The sequence below is a fragment of the Pannonibacter sp. XCT-53 genome, assembly GCF_009915765.1.
Taxonomy (GTDB): Bacteria; Pseudomonadota; Alphaproteobacteria; order Rhizobiales; family Stappiaceae; genus Pannonibacter; species Pannonibacter tanglangensis.
Window position 1 is genome coordinate 123,595 of the sequence record NZ_JAABLQ010000004.1, and the last position, 16,285, is coordinate 139,879.

Consider the following 16,285-nt stretch of genomic DNA (forward strand, 5'->3'; position numbering starts at 1 on the left):
CTGTCCAGTCATAGAAACTTCCTTACAGATTAAGGAGTTCGCCGACGGGCCGCCAGAGGAGATTTGCGGCAAGAAGGGTCATTACCCAGCGGAATGCAATGCGAAATCGTGCCTCCGGCATCCGGCCGAGCACCCGGGTTCCCGCGAGTGTGCCGAGAAGGCCGCTGATGATCATCAGCGCGATGAGGCCCGCCCAGGGCGCAAAGGCAAAGCCGAGGAGCCCGAAGACCAGGATCTTCAGCACATGCATGGTCAGCGCGGTCGCGGCCTGTGTGGCAACGAAGCTCTGGCGGGACATGTCGAGACCCGACAGCACCGCGCCGCCGATCGGTCCGGCCGCACCGAAGAACATGCTGAGCACCGTCGAGACGAACCCGGCGATGGCGATCGCGGGTTTCGGCGTGCGGCGATAGCGCGGCGCACGGCCCCAGACCGTCCAGAGCAGGAACAGCCCGATCCCGACATTGAGCCAGGTTTCCGGCAGGGTGATGGCGATCTGCCCGCCGACCAGGGCGCCCAGAACAGCGCCGGTGGCAAACCAGGCCATGAGGTCCCAGGCGATGTGCCGGACGAGCACGATGGCGCGGCCGGCATTGGAGCCGAGCTGCACCAGCCCATGCACAGGAACGAGGGCGGCCAGCGGCATGAGGTTTGCCATCAACGCCAGCAGCGCCACGCCGCCGCCAAGGCCCACTGCAGCCGTCAGGGCCGAGGTGAAAAAGCTGGCGAGGATGAGCACAAGCGAGGACCAGACCGGCAGCTGATCCGGCAGAAGAAGGGCAAGCAGGTCCATGCGCGGGGTTCCCTGTCAGGAGGGCCTGTTATCGCATGGCTCACTTTTGTATGCAAGTGTATGCAATAATCCGTGTGGCCGGCGTTGGCCGTCCCGGCGGCAGGGTCACACGCCGAAGATCAGGGCGCAGCCGATGACCACCAGGGCCGCGCCGATCCATGCCCCGAGCGCCGGGCATTCCCGGGTGCGGGCCCACAGAAGCGGCAGCTGGATGGCGGGTGTGGTTGCCGACAGGGTGGAAATGATGCCGACCTCGCCGCCGGACAGGGCGAAGAGGATGAGCGTCATGCCGATGCCCATGCCCATGATGCCGGTGACGGCGACGCCAAGCGCCACGCCGGGCGTCATCGGGTTCTGCGCCTTGACGAGCGGAGACGGAAGGGCCGCGATCAGCGTCAGGCCGAAGGCTGCCACGCCGATGCGCAGGGCCGAGGCCGCGACCGGGTCCACGCCCGCTTCCATGATGGGGCGGGCAATGAGCGAGCCGACGGACTGCGACAGGGCAGCAGCCAGACCCAGGACGAGGCCAATCCAGAGCGGTCCCTTGATCGCCTCCCACTGGTGCAGCTGCGACCGGCGCTTGCCGAAGCCGATGGCCAGGATGACGCCGGCAAAGGCGATCAGGACCCCGGCCAGCGCCTGGCCGGACAGGGTCTCGCCCAGCAGGATCCAGCCGAGCAGCGCGGAAATGGGCGCATTGAGCGAGAACAGCATGGCCGTGCGGCGCGGGCCGAGCCGGTTCAGCGCCAGGAACAGGGCCGTGTCGCCGAGAAAGATGCCGATGAAGCCCGACAGGATCAGCGGCAGGAGATGATCGCCGCCGATCGACCCCCAGCCAGGCACGGCGGTGACATAGATCGCCAGCACCGCAAAGACCATCAGCATGCGATAGCGGTTGAAGGCGATGGCGCCCAGATGCTGGGACGGGGTCGTGGCGACAAGGCCGGTGATGGCCCACAGGGCGGCGGCGGCCAGAGCCGCAATCTCATAGACGAACATGACCACACATCGGGCTGCAGCCGGCCTCGGGGGGCGTGCCGGCCCGGCGGCCTTGGCCGCCGCAGGGGCTGGAAAGGTGCCGGCCCCGGGCGCGGCTGCGCCGGACCCGGATTCAGGCGGGAACCACAGGCTTACCAGTCCAGGCGGCTTCAAAGAAAGCGAATTCGAGTTCGCACATGCGAGAGAAAATGGCGGAAACACGGGCCTGTTCAGCTTCGGACAGGGCCGGACCAACCCGGTCCATTTCCTCGCGCAGCCAGCCGACGAAACCTGAAAAGCCCGGTCCGGCATGCAGGTCGATCCATTCCGCCAGCCAGAAGGCATCGGGCCGCGGGTGGGCCGCCTCGCGCTCGCCCCAGGTGAGATAGACCCATTCGGCGCAGAGCAGGCAGGCAAGGCCCTCGGCATAGGTGCCCTTGCCGGCGCTGTCGAGGAGAAGCGCGGCGAAGGCGCGGGTGACCGGTCCCTGCGCGGCCGTGGCATAGGCTGCCTCTGGCACACCGAGCGCTGCAAGGGACCGCAGGAAATAGTCATTTTCCTCGGAAGTCAGCAGCGCCAGAAAACCGGCAAGCCGCCGCTTTGCCGCCATGTCCGGCGCCTTGGCCACGAGATAGCCCAGCACCGAGGCGAGATCGGTGATGAACGTGTAGTCCTCGATGAGGTAGCGGACATAGGCCGCCTCCGGCATCGAGCCGTCGCCGATCGCGACAGTGAAAGGATGGCCGCAGGCCCGGTCCCATCGGTCGCCCGCTTGCGCAACCAGCCAGTCGGAGAAGCGGGCTTCGGGATGAGCGGCTGCAAAGCCGGCAAAGGTGCGGGGCGATGTCATGGCAGGACCTGGCGTGAGGAAAGGCGGGCTGAAAGAAAAATCCCGGGGCGCTGGGCCCCGGGATGGCAGTCTGGTGTTGAGATCGCGGGGGATCAGGCAGCCTGCTTCTTCGGGGTCAGCAGGCGGCGGTTGACCAGCACCTCGGCGATCTGGATCGCGTTGAGGGCGGCACCCTTGCGCAGGTTGTCGGCGACCACCCAGATGTTGAGGCCGTTCTCGACGGTCGCGTCTTCGCGGATACGGGAGATGTAGGTGGCGTCTTCACCGGCGGTCTCGTAAGGCGTGATGTAGCCGCCGTCCTCGCGCTTGTCGATCACGAGGCAGCCCGGGGCCTCGCGCAGGATGTCGCGGGCCTCGTCGGCGGTGATCGGACGCTCGAACTCGATGTTGACGCTCTCCGAGTGGCTGATGAACACCGGCACGCGGACGGCGGTGCAGGTCAGCTTGATCTTCGGGTCGAGGATCTTCTTGGTTTCGGCCATCACCTTCCACTCTTCCTTGGTGTAGCCGTCCTCCATGAAGACGTCGATGTGGGGAATGAGGTTGAAGGCGATGCGCTTGGTGAACTTGGTGTTCTCGACCGGATCGTTGACGAAGATCGCGCGGGTCTGGTTGAACAGCTCCTCCATCGCCTCCTTGCCGGCGCCGGAGACGGACTGGTAGGTGGAGACGACCACGCGGCGGATGCCGGCTGCATCATGCAGCGGCTTCAGGGCGACAACGAGCTGGGCGGTGGAGCAGTTCGGATTGGCGATGATGTTCTTGCGGGAGAAGCCGGTTATGGCGTCGGCGTTGACTTCCGGAACGATCAGCGGCACGTCCGCGTCGTAGCGCCAGGCGGAGGAGTTGTCGATGACGACACAGCCCTGCGCCCCGATCTTCGGCGCCCATTCCTTGGCAACGTTGCCACCGGCGGACATGAGGCAGATGTCGGTGTCGGAGAAGTCGTAGTTCTCGAGGGCCTGGACCTTCAGCGTGCGGTCGCCGAAGGAGACTTCCGTCCCCTGCGACCGGCGCGAGGCGAGGGCGACGACCTCATCTGCCGGGAAGCCGCGCTCGGCCAGGATGTCCAGCATTTCGCGGCCCACATTGCCCGTGGCACCGACAATCGCAACCTTGTAACCCATGATCAGTTCCTCATCCGTCTCCCCGAGACCCGGCGCCGTGACACATCACGACCGCCTGGCTCTCTGGCGCCCCGCCATCCCGGGGGAGCACGGGACGAGAGGCACCTTCAACGGGTAGTTTTGGTGGTCGTCTTGGTGAGTTTGGTGGCGGTGACGAGCGTGCGAGCGCGGGCGGCGACGGCGGTTGCCATCGTCATCATGCCCGTCATGTCGGCAGTGTGCCGGATGCCCATCAGTCGTCTTCCCAGTCCGAGACCGGGCAAGGTTGTGACCGGGAACACCCGTCTTGTCAACATTTCATTGCGCAGTGCGGCAGGCGGTGGCGCTCAGGCAGGGACGCTCCGACGCAGGTCGGGACCGAGCGTCAGGGCGGCGGCGAGAAGAGACAGCAGGGAGCAGACGGCAATGGCCCCGACCATCGGCAGCACCGTGCCATCAAAGAACGGGCCGCTGACGACGATCATCAGGCCGCCTGCCACCATCTGCAGCGTGCCGCCCAGCGACGAGGCGAGGCCGGCATTGTCGCCATGCTCATCGAGCGCCATCACCATGGTCGGGGCAATGACGAGACCCATGAAGGCGTTGGCAAGGAAGAGCAGCGCCATCACCAGCCAGAGGCTGTCGTTCCCCAGCGCCACCAGGACCACCAGCAGGCAGGCCGAGACGGCAAAGCCAAGAACAGCGAAGAAGGCCGCGCGGGCCATGCCGAAGCGTTTGCCCATCCCCGCGGCAAGCTGCGACGTCGCAAAGAAACCGATGGCGTTGAGCGCGAAGGCGAGGCTGAAGCCCGTGGGCGACAGGCCATAATGGGCGGTGTAGACGAAGGCAGCGGAGGCGATGAACACGAAGAAGCTCGCCATGCCGAAGCCACCGATGAAGGTCAGGCCGAGGAAACGGCCGTCGCGCAGCAATGCGCCGCACCCGCGCAGCATCGCGCCGGCACGCATTGGAACACGCTTGTCCGGGGTCAGGGTCTCCGGCAGCTGCAGGGCGGTCAGCGCCATCGCCACGAGCGCGGCCACCGCAAGCGCGACGAAGATCAGCCGCCAGCTTCCCACCGCGATGATGGCCGAGCCGGTGAGGGGCGCGAGCATCGGCGAGATGCTGATGACGAGCATGATCAAGGCCATCAGCCGTGTCGCGTCGGCGCCCGTGTGCAGGTCGCGCACCACCGCACGCGGAATCACCATCACGGCCGCGGCACCGAGCGCCTGCACGAACCGCCCCACGGTCAGCCAGATGATGTCAGGCGCGACGGCACAGACCACCGATCCGGCGATGAAGATGACAAGACCGGCATAGATCGGCGGCTTGCGGCCGACCCAGTCCGCCAGCGGGCCATAGACCAGCTGGGCGACCCCGAAGGCGAGAAAGTAGGCGGTGAAGGTGAACTGGGCGGCGGCGACCGTGGTGCCGAGGTCTTCCGCGATCCGGGGCAGGGCCGGCAGGTAAAGATCCACCGCGAAGGGGCCGACACAGGCCAAAAGGCCAAGCACGACGGCCGAGCGAACGAAGCCGATTTGCATCTGATATGTCCGTTGAGAAGGGGCGCGCGCGAACCGCGCAGCAGGCGTGAACCGCAGGAAACGCCGTTTTCCGGCCGATGTCGACCCGTACTCCTGCGATTGCGCCAGTTTGGTCGGCACCTGTTGCAGTCCGATGACGGCTTGTGATGGAAACTGGCCTGCGGTCGCTCCGGCGATGCCTGGACCCGGTAAGGGGACCTGACGCAGCGGCCTATTGTCATCCAAACTTCATCGAACCGTCATCCCGTCGCCAACAGCCCCCGACTAGCGTCCGCACGCATTCGTTCTGCCCTAGCTCTGGGAGGCATTCATGGGTTCTCTGCGCAGCCAGCTTCTGGCAAGCCTCAGCATCCTCGCCGCGACCGCCGGCACGTCGCACGCCGCCGACGCCTATTTCAACCGCATCGCCACCCTGCCGGTCTACAAGACGCTGGCGGAGGGCGTTGATCCGGCCACGAACACCTCGGCCGAGATCATCACCGCCACCAAGGACGGCCTGACGCTGATCTTCACCGACAGCCCGTCGAAGGCGCTCGGTTTCGTCGACATCGCCACCCCGTCGGCGCCGAAGCCGGCTGGTCGCCTGGAGATGGGCGGCGAGCCGACGTCCGTCACCACCTCGCCCAAGTTTGCCCTAGCTGGCGTCAACACCAGCGAGAGCAAGCAGAAGCCGTCGGGTCATGTCGCCGTCGTCGATCTGGCCTCCCGTGCCATCGCCGCCACCTGTGACGTCAAGGGTCAGCCGGACTCCGTCGCCATCTCGCCAGACGGCAAGTTCCTGGCCGTTGCGGTCGAGAACGAGCGCGACGAGGAGCTGAATGACGGCAAGCTGCCGCAGATGCCGGCCGGGCATCTGGCCATCTTCGATCTGGACGCAGACGGCAAGCCGGCCAATTGCGACGCCGCGCGCATCGTCGCGCTGACCGGTCTGGCAAGCGTTGCGGGCGACGATCCGGAGCCGGAGTTCGTCTCGATCAACGCCGCCAATGTCGCGGCCCTGACGCTGCAGGAAAACAACCACATTGCCCTGATCGATCTCGCGGCGGGCAAGGTGACGACCCACTTCACCGCCGGTGCCGCCAGCGCCGAAGCCATTCCGCTTGCCAAGGCGGTCAGCTCCGAGGCCTCCGGCACCCTGGAAAACGCGCTGCGTGAGCCGGATGCGGTTGCCTGGCTTGACGCGAACCGCTTCATCACCGCCAACGAAGGCGACTACGACGGTGGCTCGCGCGGCTTCACCATCTTCAACGCCAAGGGCGAGGTCCTGTTCGACAGCGGCAACCAGCTCGAGCACATCGCCATGGCGCATGGCCACTATCCGGCCAAGCGCGCCTCCCGCAAGGGCACCGAGCCGGAAGGCGTCACGGTCGGCAGCTTCGGCGGTCAGGCCTATCTCTTCGTCAATTCCGAACGCGCCAACATGGTGTCGGTCTACAAGGACACGGGTGCTGCACCGGAGTTCGTCCAGGTGCTGCCGACCCACGTCGGCCCGGAAGGCGTGCTGGTGATCCCCTCGCGCAACCTGTTCGTCGTGGCCAACGAGGTGGATGACGCCGAAGCGCCGGTGCGCGCCCAGATCGGCATCTACGAGTTCGGCGCCGCAAAGCCGGCCTATCCGACCATCGTCTCGAAGACCGATCCGGAAACCAAGGCCCCGATCGGCTGGGGTGCCCTGTCCGCACTGGTGGCCGACAAGACCGACCCGAACAAGGTCTATGCGGTCTCCGACAGCTTCTACGACAAGGCCCGCATCTTCACGCTCGATGTGTCCAGGCAGCCGGTCGAGATCGTTTCGCACATGACGATCACCGGCGGCACGCCCAAGAAGTACGATATGGAAGGCATTGCGCTTGCCAAGGATGGCGGCTTCTGGCTGGCCAGCGAGGGCAACCCGGAAAAGGAAGGCATCCCGCATCTGCTGGTGAAGACGGATGCCAACGGCAAGGTGCTCGAGGAGATCGCCCTGCCGGACGCGGTCGTCGCCCAGTCCAAGCGCTTCGCCTTCGAGGGCGTGGCCGAGTTTGAACGCGATGGCCAGACGATGGTGATCGTCGCCGTTCAGCGCGAGTGGGGCGATGACCCGAAGGGCATGGTCAAGCTGGCGCTGTACAACCCGGCGGACAAGTCCTGGGGCTTCGTCCACTACCCGCTCGACAAGGCCAAGAGCCCGGCCGGTGGCTGGGTCGGCCTGTCGGAGATCACGCATCTGGGTGGCGAGCGCTTCGCCGTGCTGGAGCGTGACAACCAGGGCGGCGAGATGGCGGCGCTCAAGCAGATCACCGTCATCGACCTGGCCGGCGTGACCCCGGCCAAGGCAGGCGAGACGCTGCCGGTGGTGACCAAGGCCGTGAAGCTGGACCTGCTGCCGGCGCTGGCCGAGGGCAATGGCTGGCTGCTCGACAAGCCGGAAGGCTTCACCGTGACCGCCGATGGCAAGATGATCCTCGTCACTGACAACGACGGCGTCGACGACGCCCCGGGCGAGACCAAGATCATCAACCTTGGCGATGCCGCCAAGCTGAACTGATCAGCCTGCTCCTGACATGAAAAGAGCCCGGGTGCGTGAGCGCCCGGGCTTTTTTCCCAAGCTGGATGCGCGCGGGAACAGACTGCCGATCAGCCGTTTACTGGTTGTGGTTGACGGGTTTGCACGAAAATCGTGTAAACTCAGCGGGCCGCCGGGGAAGGGCATCGGCGGAACCCAACAGGGCAAACTTGTCCGTCCGTTTGCTTGCGACACCAGATGGCAGCTATTCGGGGCACTTTTCCAACCCTCACGTTTGACGGGAACACATTCTCATTCGGGCATCTCGCGCCCCTCTCCGTCTGTCTGAGCGGGCAGGGCAAGAACGGCGCGGACGTTCGCGTTCGCATATCGTACCAGTCGCACGTGTTTTCCCGTCGCCATGAAGGCAATCCCGAGCCCGTGACGTTCACCGATGAAGCAGGATTGCGACGGAGGTTTTGCGCGACGCGTTACGCCTTTTCCCTTCGACTGCCCGAAGTTTGCAGCGCTATGGTGCTGGACAATCACCCGACATGGGAAATGAGGGACAGAAATCAGGCTGCCAACCTCGCGGTTGTGGGCCCGCACCTCGTATCCGGGCCCAACGACCTTATCATCTACTATCTGTTCCCAAGTCGCTCCGCTCACCACGATGTCGAACTGGTTGTGAAAACTGCATACAGGAAAGACATCGACTTCGACCGGATCAGGCGCCGCTTCAAAGTGCACCAGTTGATAAAGACGGCATACTTCAAGGGGATAAAGATCCCGAAGACATGAAAAAGGCTCCGTATTGGAGCCTTTTTCATGGCGTTTGCGCCGAACGAGTGTGCCTTACCGTGGTGTACCGACCTCTAGAGGTGCACATGCAACAGCGACCTTTCGGAAGCCTCGTTGTCTGTTGCTACTAGGATCATAGTATTTGTGACCGGTTTTTTCAAGGCGAGCGTTGTTGGTCGGAACTACACGGACAGGGACGCCAACCTCGCGACACGCCTTCACCCCGGCGTGTCAGCCTGCCTTTTCCAACGCGCGTTCGGCGAGGCGGACCCAGAAGGAGCTGCCGACGGGGATGAGGTCGTCGTTGAAGTCGTAGCGCGGGTGGTGCAGGCCGGCGCTGTCGCCATTGCCGGCGAAGATGTAGGCGCCCGGACGTTCCAGCAGCATGAAGGCAAAGTCCTCGCCGCCCATCATCGGCTCGACCTTGCGGTTGACGCGTCCCGGGCCGGCGATCTCCTCGGCCACGCTGGCGGCAAACTCCGTTTCCGCCTCGTGGTTGGACGTCACCGGATAGCCGCGGCGGAAATGGATCTCCGCCGTTGCGCCAAAGGCAGCGCAGACGGAGCCGGTGATCAGGCGCAGGCGCTCTTCGGCGAGCGCCCGGGTTTCCGGCGTCAGGCTGCGGATGGTGCCGCGCAGGGTTGCGGTTTCCGGAATGACATTGAAGGCGGTGCCGGCCTCGAAGACGGTGACCGAGACGACGACCGAATCCAGCGGGTTGACCGTGCGGCTGGCGATCGTCTGCAGGGCGCTGACGATCTGGCTGCCGATGATGATCGGGTCGATGGTCTCCTGCGGCTTGGCGGCATGGCCGCCGCGGCCGGAGATGTCGATGCGGAACTCGTCGGTCGCGGCCATGATCGGGCCGGTGCGGATGGCGAACTCGCCGACCGGCAGGCCGGGCATGTTGTGCATGCCATAGACTTCGTCGATGGCCCAGCGGGTCATCAGGCCGTCTTCGATCATTGCCCGCGCTCCGGCCCCGCCTTCCTCGGCGGGCTGGAAGATGACGATCACGGTGCCGTCGAAGTTGCGCGTCTCGGCGAGGTACCTGGCCGCGCCCAGCAGCATCGAGGTGTGGCCGTCGTGGCCGCAGGCGTGCATCTTGCCGGGGATCTTCGAGGCATAGGGCAGGTCGGTTGCTTCCTCGATCGGCAAGGCGTCCATGTCGGCGCGCAGGCCGATGACCTTGCCGGCACCGCCGTTCCGGCCCTTGATGACGCCGACGACACCCGTCCTGCCGATGCCTGTGGTCACCTCGTCGACGCCGAAGCTCGTCAGCAGCTCGGCCACGCGGGCGCCCGTGCGAACGGTTTCGTAGAGCACCTCCGGGTTCTCATGGAAATCGCGGCGCCAGGCGGCGATTTCATCGGCGAGATCGGCAAGGCGGTTGACGATCGGCATTCACAACTCCCGGACGGTTGGCCGGGCCTTGAGGCGGCGCCGGCGGAACAGGGTTTCATTGGACGGGTTTGGCCCGCAAAGTGCAAGCCGGATTGGTGCTTGAGCTGGTTGTCGGAGGCGTCAGGCTGGCGGCCGTTGCTCCACAGGGGCGCGGTAGCGATAGACGCTGGTCCTTTTCACTTCCGAATCCTCCAGGCTGCGGATCACCGGCACGGTGTAGGTGGCCAGATGGTCCAGCCGGTCCTTCGGCAGGTAGGAGCGGCCGGGATCGCCAACGAGGATGGTGCTTCGGTCCGGATCCATCCGGCCAAGCCACTCGAGGATCCGCTTCGTCATCGGCAGCTCGTAGAAGACGTCGCCGCAGACCAGAACCTCGACCTCCGGCGGGGCCTCGCCGGTGATGTCACCCAGGCGGGTCGCGACCTCGACACCGTTCAGGGCGGCGTTCAGCTCGATGGAGGCGATGGCGAAGGCGTCGATCTCGACGGCGAGCACCTCGCGCGCGCCGGCCATGCGGGCCGCGATTGCAACCACACCCGAGCCGGCGGCGAAGTCCAGCACGCGCTTGCCGGCGACCAGCTCCGGATTGTCGAGGATGTAGCGGGCAAGCGCCTGTCCGCCAGCCCAGGCAAAGGCCCAGAACGGGGGCGGAAGGCCGATCTCGCCGAGTTCGTCCTCTGTCTTCTGCCAGAGGTCCATCGCCTCGGACGCCAGATGCAACCGGATCTCGGACGCATGGGGAACCGGCAGCACCTCGGTGTTGCGGCGGATAAAGTCCTTCGGATCGGTTATGCCAGCCACCAGAGGGCCTTTCGGGTTCGAGAGGGAGCGCCATCGGCCCGGCCTTGCAGGGGCTGCCGACGGGCTTGTCCGCTCAGACGTTGGGGTCGAGGCCGCCCATCTCGCAGACGACCTTCCATTCCTCCTCGGTCACCGGCTGCACCGACAGGCGCATGGAGGTGACCAGGGCCATCTGGGCAAGGCGTGGCTCGGCCTTCACGGCCGCCAGGCTGACGGGCCGCGGTACGTCGCAGACGGCCCGGAAATGCACGCAGTCCCAGCGGGGGTCCTCCGAGGTGCTGTCGGGCGCGATGCCGCTGCAGACCTCGGCGACGCCGACGATCTCCTTGCCGATGTTGGAGTGGTAGAAGAAGGCCCGGTCGCCGAGCTGCATCGCCCGCATGTTGTTGCGGGCGAGATAGTTGCGCACGCCGGTCCATTCCTCGCCGGCGGCTCCCTTGGCCTTCTGCTGCTCCCAGGACCAGACGTCAGGCTCGGACTTGATCAGCCAGTAGCGCACGTTACTTCGCCTCCGGGTTCTTGATCACCCAGTTCCAGGCCTTGATCTCGACGCTCTCGAACAGGCCGGCACGGGCATAGGGGTCCTGTTGCGACACGGCCAGAGCCGCGTCACGGCTCTCCGCCTCGATGATGACGAGGCTGCCGGTCATGGCACCCGACTCGTCGAGGAAGGGGCCGGCGGCCTTCAGGCGGTCGCCCAGACCTTTCAGGAAGTCCACATGCGCGGGGCGGGTGTCGAGACGGAGTTGCAGGGAATTCGGCTTGTCCTTGCAGATCAGGGCATACAGCATGCGGGGGTCTCCGGCGTTGGCGGGTCGAGGCAACCTATGCGGCCTTGGCCGCGAACTCAATCGCTGCTCGCCTCCCGCCGCAACGGGCGGCTCATCAGCGCGGTCAGGGCCTCGTCGATGGTCATCTGGCCGTCGAGAACGCCGGCAACGGCCTCGCAGAGCGGGAGCATCACCTTGTGGCGGCGTCCAAGCTCCACGGCGATGCGGGCCGAGTGGGCCCCTTCCGCCAGCTTCTCGCCGCTGGCGATCAGATCACCCGGCGAACGGCCTTCCCCGAGCTTCAGGCCGAAGGCGAAGTTGCGCGACTGCGCCGAGGAACAGGTGAGGACGAGGTCTCCCAGACCCGAAAGCCCGGTCAGCGTTTCCGGCCGGGCGCCGAGCGCCGTGCCAAGGCGTGTCAGCTCGGCAAAGCCGCGCGCCGTCAGGGCTGCCTGGGCGCTGGCGCCGAGCTTGCGGCCGACCACCGCGCCGCAGGCAATCGCCAGGACATTCTTCAGCGCCCCGCCAATCTGCACGCCGACGAGATCCGTCGAGGCATAGGGGCGGAAACTGGCGGAAGCGAGGGCCCGGGCGAGACCGTCGGCGACGGCGCCGTCGCGGGCGGCCACGGTCACCGCCGTGGGAAGCCCACGCGCGACGTCCATGGCAAAGCTCGGGCCGGAGAGCACCGCTGCCTGCGCCTCAGGAACCTCTTCGGCGAGGATCTCGGACAGGAGATGGCCCGTGCCCCGCTCGATGCCCTTGGCGCAGAGGACGACCGGCCTGCCGGGCCGCAGATGCGGTCGCAGGCTTGCGGCGAGGCTGCGGGTGGTCTGGGCCGGGGTCACCAGCAGCAGGGCACTGGCGGCCGCCGCCGCCGCAAGATCTGTCGTTGCCTCGAGGCGTTCATCGAAGGTGATGCCTGGCAGGTAGGCGCTGTTGCTTTGCCGGGTGCGCAGCTCCGCGACAAGCGCGGTGTCGCGGGCCCAGAGGGTGACGCGGCGGCCGGCGCGGGCGGCCGACAGGGCCAGCGCCGTTCCCCAGGCGCCGCCGCCGATCACGCCGATGCTGTCGTAGTCTGCCATGGTCAGCCCCCGCTCACGCGCTGGCGCAACAGCGGCAGCTGCGCGCCGAAGCCCTCATAGAATGCCGCCGGGTCGACGGGCGCATCGAGATCCAGCCAGAACAGGCGGAAGCGGATCGGCGCACCGCCGTCGTTCGGCGTCATCTCGAAATGGTCCCACTCGTCCCGTTCGATTCGTGGCACGCGGGCGTGAAAATGCCGCCTGCGGTGCAGGTCGCGGCCGCGCGTGTTGTCGAAGAGGTGGTCCTGGTCAGCGAGATGATCAAGCGCGCCGTCCAGCACCAGGCCGGTTTCCTCGTGGAACTCGCGCCGGGCGCCGATGAGATGGCTTTCGCCGGGGTCCAGCGTGCCGCCGGGAACCTGAAGCCCGATCTCCGGCTGGTCCGGCTGGCGGAACACCAACAGCCGGCGCCCCGAGGTCAGGTAGACATAGGCCTTGTGAAGCACGCGCATGAAGAGACATCCGGACCGAAACGGCCCCCTGCCTAGCAAGTTCGCGGCAGGCTGTGAACCGGGCTTGTGGCGTCTGGCGGTTATCGGAAGGCGTTCCGGCCTGCATCGGTCGATGTCATCCCGGCTCTCGCGTTGGTCGGCCGGGATGACGAAGGAGCGGTCGAGCCTGTCTGCAGCTTGTTTCAGCCCCGAGCGTGCGGCGAATGGCGCCCGATTGCACGGGAGACTGTGCTTCTCACACCTTCGCGCCTTTCTTGCCGGCGCCGAGGAGGCTGGCGGAGGTTTCGTCGAGGGGCCAGCGGGGGCGGGGGGCGACGGACTGGTCGTCCAGGATCTCTCCCGCACGGGCGGCGATCTCGAGGCGCTCGATGCCGGCCCAGGCGATCATCGCGGCATTGTCGGTGCACAGGCGGTGCGGCGGGGCGACGAAGCGGGCGCCGGCAGTGCGGCAGGCGTCATCCAGCGCGGCGCGGATTTCGGAATTGGCCGCGACGCCGCCAGCGACAACGATGACCTTTTCGGCGTCGGGAAAGCGCTCGGCGAAGAGGCTGAGGGCAGTGCGGGTGCGATGGGCGAGCACATCGGAGACGGCTCGCTGGAAGCCGGCGCAGAGGTCCCGCGCGGTCTGTTCGTCAACCGGCTGGGCCTTTTCGGCGGCATTGCGCAGGGCCGTCTTGAGGCCGGCGAAGGACATGTCGAGGCCAGGCCGGTCGAGCAGCGGGCGCGGCAGGGCGAAGCGCTTCGGATTGCCCTCGCGGGCCATGCGTTCGACGGCGGGGCCGCCGGGATAGGGCAGGCCGAGGAGCTTTGCCGTCTTGTCGAAGGCCTCGCCAATGGCGTCGTCGATGGTGGAGCCGAGGCGCTCGTAGTCGCCGACACCCTTCACCAGCAGGAACTGGGTGTGGCCGCCGGAAACGAGCAGCAGCAGATAGGGAAACGCCAGGTCATCCGTCAGGCGCGCGGTCAGGGCGTGCCCTTCGAGATGGTTGATCGCCAGCAGCGGCTTGCCGGCGGCCATGGCGATGGCCTTGGCGGTCATCAGGCCGACAATGACGCCGCCGATCAGTCCGGGACCGGCGGTGGCTGCGACGGCGTCGATCTCGTCAAAGCCGACGCCGGCCTCGGCCATGGCCTCGGCGACGATGCGGTCGAGCACGGCGATATGGGCGCGGGCGGCAATCTCCGGCACCACGCCGCCAAACTCGGTGTGTTCGTCGATCTGCGAGCGGATAACGTTGGAGAGGATGACGGGCGGCGTGCCCTGCCCATCCGCGCCGCGCACGACTGCGGCGGCGGTCTCGTCGCAACTGGTTTCGATGCCAAGAACGGTCAGCATGCGGGTATCCGTCGGCATGGGCATCCGGGGCTTCCGGTGCGGCGGTTGTCCCGGCCTCCGGGGCGGCCGGTCCTGTCGGGTCGGGTCCGGCATCCGGCGCCTTGCAGGTCGCGTCCCGATCAAGATCGGGCGCAGAGCTGCATTGGCCAGTGGCGCTTGACCGCCTATTGTGCTTCAAACCCTTGAGAGTGCCCCTAACACCCGGATCCTTCGTCTTGCAATCAAAACCTTTGCGTATCGGTACCCGGGGCAGCGCGCTGGCGCTGGCCCAGGCCCACGAAACCCGCAGCCGGCTGATGGCCGCCCATGGTCTCGCCGAAGCGGATTTCGAGATCGTGGTCATCAAGACGTCCGGCGACCAGATCCTCGACCGGCCGTTGTCGGAAGCGGGCGGGAAGGGCCTGTTCACGAAGGAGATCGAGGAAGCGCTGCTTGACGGTCGCATCGACATCGCCGTCCATTCTTCCAAGGACATGCCCACCCATCTGCCCGACGGACTGGCGCTGACCGCGTTCCTGCCGCGCGAGGATGTGCGCGACGCCTTCATCTCGCCCAGGGCCAAGCGGCTTGAGGATCTGCCGCAGGGCGCCGTCGTGGGGTCGTCGTCGCTGCGCCGTCAGGCCATGATCAAGCGCCTGCGGCCTGACATCGAGGTGGTGATGTACCGTGGCAACGTGCAGACCCGGCTGAAGAAGCTCGAGGAGGGGCAGGTCGATGCGACCCTTCTGGCCTATGCCGGGCTGCGCCGTCTTGGCCTTGCGGATGTCGTCACCAGCCTGCTCGACACCGACACCTTCCTGCCGGCGGTGGGGCAGGGGGCGATCTGCATCGAGAGCCGGGCGGGTGACGCGCCTGTCCTGGCCATGCTGGCGCCCATCCACCACCACGAGACCGAGCTGCGCCTCACGTGCGAACGCGCGTTCCTGGCCGAACTGGACGGATCCTGCCGCACGCCGATCGGCGGGCTGGCCACGGTTGAGGGCGGGCGCCTGTCGTTCCGCGGGCTGATCCTCAAGCCGGATGGCAGCGAGCTGCATGAGCTGACGCGCGAGGGGCCCGTCGAGGCAGCCGAGGCGATCGGCCGCGAGGCCGGGCGCCATCTGAAGGCGCTGGGCGGACCCGGCTTCTTTGCCGTCTGACCGGGAGGAGGCATGCGCGTTCTCGTGACCCGGCCGGAGCCCTTCTGTGCCGCGACCGCACGGCGGCTGCGGATGATGGGGCATGTGGCGCTGGAGGCCCCCTTGCTGACGGTGGTGCAGACCCCGCCGGAGCAGATGGAACTGGACGTCGTCACCGCTGTCGCGGTGACCAGCGGCCAGGCTGTCGAGGTGCTCGCCCGGCATCCGCAGCTGCGCCAGCTCGCCGGTCTGCCGTTCTACGCCGTCGGCGCACGCACGGCGGCTGCCGCGCGGCAGGCCGGTTTCCGGCAGGTGCTCTCGGCCGATGGCGATTCCAGCGATCTGGCGGCGCTGATCCGCATCAGCCATGGCAATGGCGTTGTCCTCTATGGCGCCGGGCGGGACCGGGCAGGCGATCTGGAAGGCCACCTGCGCCGGTCCGGGATCTTCTGCCAGGTGGTGGAACTTTACCGCACGGATCCCGTTTCCGACTGGCCGGAGGGCGTGGATGCGATGCTGAAGGCGCAGGAGATCGACGCGATCCTGGTCTATTCCGCGCGGACGGCCGAGGTCTGCGCCACCTTGCTGCAACGGACCGCGCCACGGGTGCTGCCGCGCATCATCGCCCTGTCGGCGAAGGCGGGCGCACCGCTGTCGGCCCTCGGGCCGGTGGAATGGGCCGCGACGCCGGACGAGCCGGCACTCTTCGCCCGGGCCTTCACCTGCTGTTAACTGCGGCGGGCGAGTCCTTGGTGCGGG

At 66.8% G+C, this 16,285-nt stretch carries 17 protein-coding genes; 4 read left to right on the plus strand and 13 right to left on the minus strand.

Annotation, left to right across the window (positions count from 1 at the left end):
• Positions 1 to 22 precede the first annotated feature (22 nt).
• The 6 genes from GWI72_RS19180 to GWI72_RS19200 all read right to left on the minus strand — a co-directional run bounded on the left by GWI72_RS19180 (position 23) and on the right by GWI72_RS19200 (position 5,274).
• The gene (locus GWI72_RS19180; protein WP_161709667.1) at positions 23 to 793 is read right to left on the minus strand and encodes a sulfite exporter TauE/SafE family protein; all 771 of its coding nucleotides are present in this window, start codon (positions 791 to 793) and stop codon (positions 23 to 25) included.
• Positions 794 to 898: 105 nt separating this feature from the next.
• Positions 899 to 1,792, minus strand: coding sequence for a DMT family transporter (locus tag GWI72_RS19185; protein ID WP_161709668.1), 894 nt, complete (start codon positions 1,790 to 1,792; stop codon positions 899 to 901).
• A 112-nt stretch (positions 1,793 to 1,904) separates the two neighbouring features.
• Positions 1,905 to 2,621: a TenA family protein gene (locus GWI72_RS19190; RefSeq protein WP_161709669.1), complete on the minus strand. Its 717-nt coding sequence runs from the start codon at positions 2,619 to 2,621 to the stop codon at positions 1,905 to 1,907.
• Positions 2,622 to 2,713: 92 nt separating this feature from the next.
• Entirely contained in the window at positions 2,714 to 3,748 is a 1,035-nt protein-coding gene (locus GWI72_RS19195) for an aspartate-semialdehyde dehydrogenase (protein ID WP_161677898.1), read from the minus strand.
• A gap of 107 nt (positions 3,749 to 3,855) precedes the next feature.
• Positions 3,856 to 3,981: a hypothetical protein gene (locus tag GWI72_RS20360; RefSeq protein WP_280116608.1), complete on the minus strand. Its 126-nt coding sequence runs from the start codon at positions 3,979 to 3,981 to the stop codon at positions 3,856 to 3,858.
• Between the two features lie 93 nt (positions 3,982 to 4,074).
• Positions 4,075 to 5,274: a multidrug effflux MFS transporter gene (locus tag GWI72_RS19200; RefSeq protein ID WP_161709670.1), complete on the minus strand. Its 1,200-nt coding sequence runs from the start codon at positions 5,272 to 5,274 to the stop codon at positions 4,075 to 4,077.
• 310 nt (positions 5,275 to 5,584) lie between these two features.
• Between GWI72_RS19200 and GWI72_RS19205 the strand changes: the two genes are divergently transcribed.
• Positions 5,585 to 7,801 (plus strand): esterase-like activity of phytase family protein, encoded by a 2,217-nt coding sequence (locus GWI72_RS19205; RefSeq protein WP_161709671.1) that lies wholly within the window; start codon positions 5,585 to 5,587, stop codon positions 7,799 to 7,801.
• Between the two features lie 216 nt (positions 7,802 to 8,017).
• The gene (locus tag GWI72_RS19210) at positions 8,018 to 8,560 is read left to right on the plus strand and encodes a hypothetical protein (protein WP_161709672.1); all 543 of its coding nucleotides are present in this window, start codon (positions 8,018 to 8,020) and stop codon (positions 8,558 to 8,560) included.
• A 231-nt stretch (positions 8,561 to 8,791) separates the two neighbouring features.
• On the opposite strand, the gene GWI72_RS19215 is transcribed toward GWI72_RS19210, so the two are convergent.
• From GWI72_RS19215 to tsaD, 7 genes are all read right to left on the minus strand, one after another.
• Entirely contained in the window at positions 8,792 to 9,964 is a 1,173-nt protein-coding gene (locus GWI72_RS19215; RefSeq protein WP_161677901.1) for a M20 aminoacylase family protein, read from the minus strand.
• A 120-nt stretch (positions 9,965 to 10,084) separates the two neighbouring features.
• Positions 10,085 to 10,765, minus strand: coding sequence for a 50S ribosomal protein L11 methyltransferase (locus GWI72_RS19220; protein WP_179959541.1), 681 nt, complete (start codon positions 10,763 to 10,765; stop codon positions 10,085 to 10,087).
• A gap of 73 nt (positions 10,766 to 10,838) precedes the next feature.
• Entirely contained in the window at positions 10,839 to 11,264 is a 426-nt protein-coding gene (locus GWI72_RS19225; protein WP_161677902.1) for an EVE domain-containing protein, read from the minus strand.
• A gap of 1 nt (position 11,265) precedes the next feature.
• Entirely contained in the window at positions 11,266 to 11,556 is a 291-nt protein-coding gene (locus GWI72_RS19230; protein ID WP_161677903.1) for a YciI-like protein, read from the minus strand.
• 56 nt (positions 11,557 to 11,612) lie between these two features.
• Positions 11,613 to 12,620, minus strand: coding sequence for an NAD(P)H-dependent glycerol-3-phosphate dehydrogenase (locus tag GWI72_RS19235; RefSeq protein WP_179956252.1), 1,008 nt, complete (start codon positions 12,618 to 12,620; stop codon positions 11,613 to 11,615).
• A 2-nt stretch (positions 12,621 to 12,622) separates the two neighbouring features.
• Complete coding sequence (locus GWI72_RS19240; protein WP_161677904.1) at positions 12,623 to 13,072, minus strand: NUDIX hydrolase; 450 nt, start codon at positions 13,070 to 13,072, stop codon at positions 12,623 to 12,625.
• Between the two features lie 235 nt (positions 13,073 to 13,307).
• On the minus strand, positions 13,308 to 14,405 hold the full coding sequence (gene tsaD / locus GWI72_RS19245; RefSeq protein WP_161709744.1) for a tRNA (adenosine(37)-N6)-threonylcarbamoyltransferase complex transferase subunit TsaD: 1,098 nt from the start codon (positions 14,403 to 14,405) through the stop codon (positions 13,308 to 13,310).
• A gap of 218 nt (positions 14,406 to 14,623) precedes the next feature.
• Between tsaD and hemC the strand changes: the two genes are divergently transcribed.
• Both hemC and GWI72_RS19255 read left to right on the plus strand, forming a co-directional pair.
• Positions 14,624 to 15,547: a hydroxymethylbilane synthase gene (gene hemC / locus GWI72_RS19250; RefSeq protein WP_161677906.1), complete on the plus strand. Its 924-nt coding sequence runs from the start codon at positions 14,624 to 14,626 to the stop codon at positions 15,545 to 15,547.
• Positions 15,548 to 15,559: 12 nt separating this feature from the next.
• On the plus strand, positions 15,560 to 16,258 hold the full coding sequence (locus GWI72_RS19255; RefSeq protein WP_161709673.1) for a uroporphyrinogen-III synthase: 699 nt from the start codon (positions 15,560 to 15,562) through the stop codon (positions 16,256 to 16,258).
• The last annotated feature ends 27 nt before the right edge of the window (positions 16,259 to 16,285 follow it).

What these genes read in the sequence shown, in the direction of transcription:
- GWI72_RS19180 (WP_161709667.1), bottom strand. Translation starts at nt 793, where the DNA reads ATGGACCTGCTTGCCCTTCTTCTGCCGGATCAGCTGCCGGTCTGGTCC.
- GWI72_RS19185 (WP_161709668.1), bottom strand. Translation starts at nt 1,792, where the DNA reads ATGTTCGTCTATGAGATTGCGGCTCTGGCCGCCGCCGCCCTGTGGGCC.
- GWI72_RS19190 (WP_161709669.1), bottom strand. Translation starts at nt 2,621, where the DNA reads ATGACATCGCCCCGCACCTTTGCCGGCTTTGCAGCCGCTCATCCCGAA.
- GWI72_RS19195 (WP_161677898.1), bottom strand. Translation starts at nt 3,748, where the DNA reads ATGGGTTACAAGGTTGCGATTGTCGGTGCCACGGGCAATGTGGGCCGC.
- GWI72_RS20360 (WP_280116608.1), bottom strand. Translation starts at nt 3,981, where the DNA reads ATGGGCATCCGGCACACTGCCGACATGACGGGCATGATGACGATGGCA.
- GWI72_RS19200 (WP_161709670.1), bottom strand. Translation starts at nt 5,274, where the DNA reads ATGCAAATCGGCTTCGTTCGCTCGGCCGTCGTGCTTGGCCTTTTGGCC.
- GWI72_RS19205 (WP_161709671.1), top strand. Translation starts at nt 5,585, where the DNA reads ATGGGTTCTCTGCGCAGCCAGCTTCTGGCAAGCCTCAGCATCCTCGCC.
- GWI72_RS19210 (WP_161709672.1), top strand. Translation starts at nt 8,018, where the DNA reads ATGGCAGCTATTCGGGGCACTTTTCCAACCCTCACGTTTGACGGGAAC.
- GWI72_RS19215 (WP_161677901.1), bottom strand. Translation starts at nt 9,964, where the DNA reads ATGCCGATCGTCAACCGCCTTGCCGATCTCGCCGATGAAATCGCCGCC.
- GWI72_RS19230 (WP_161677903.1), bottom strand. Translation starts at nt 11,556, where the DNA reads ATGCTGTATGCCCTGATCTGCAAGGACAAGCCGAATTCCCTGCAACTC.
- GWI72_RS19235 (WP_179956252.1), bottom strand. Translation starts at nt 12,620, where the DNA reads ATGGCAGACTACGACAGCATCGGCGTGATCGGCGGCGGCGCCTGGGGA.
- GWI72_RS19240 (WP_161677904.1), bottom strand. Translation starts at nt 13,072, where the DNA reads ATGCGCGTGCTTCACAAGGCCTATGTCTACCTGACCTCGGGGCGCCGG.
- GWI72_RS19255 (WP_161709673.1), top strand. Translation starts at nt 15,560, where the DNA reads ATGCGCGTTCTCGTGACCCGGCCGGAGCCCTTCTGTGCCGCGACCGCA.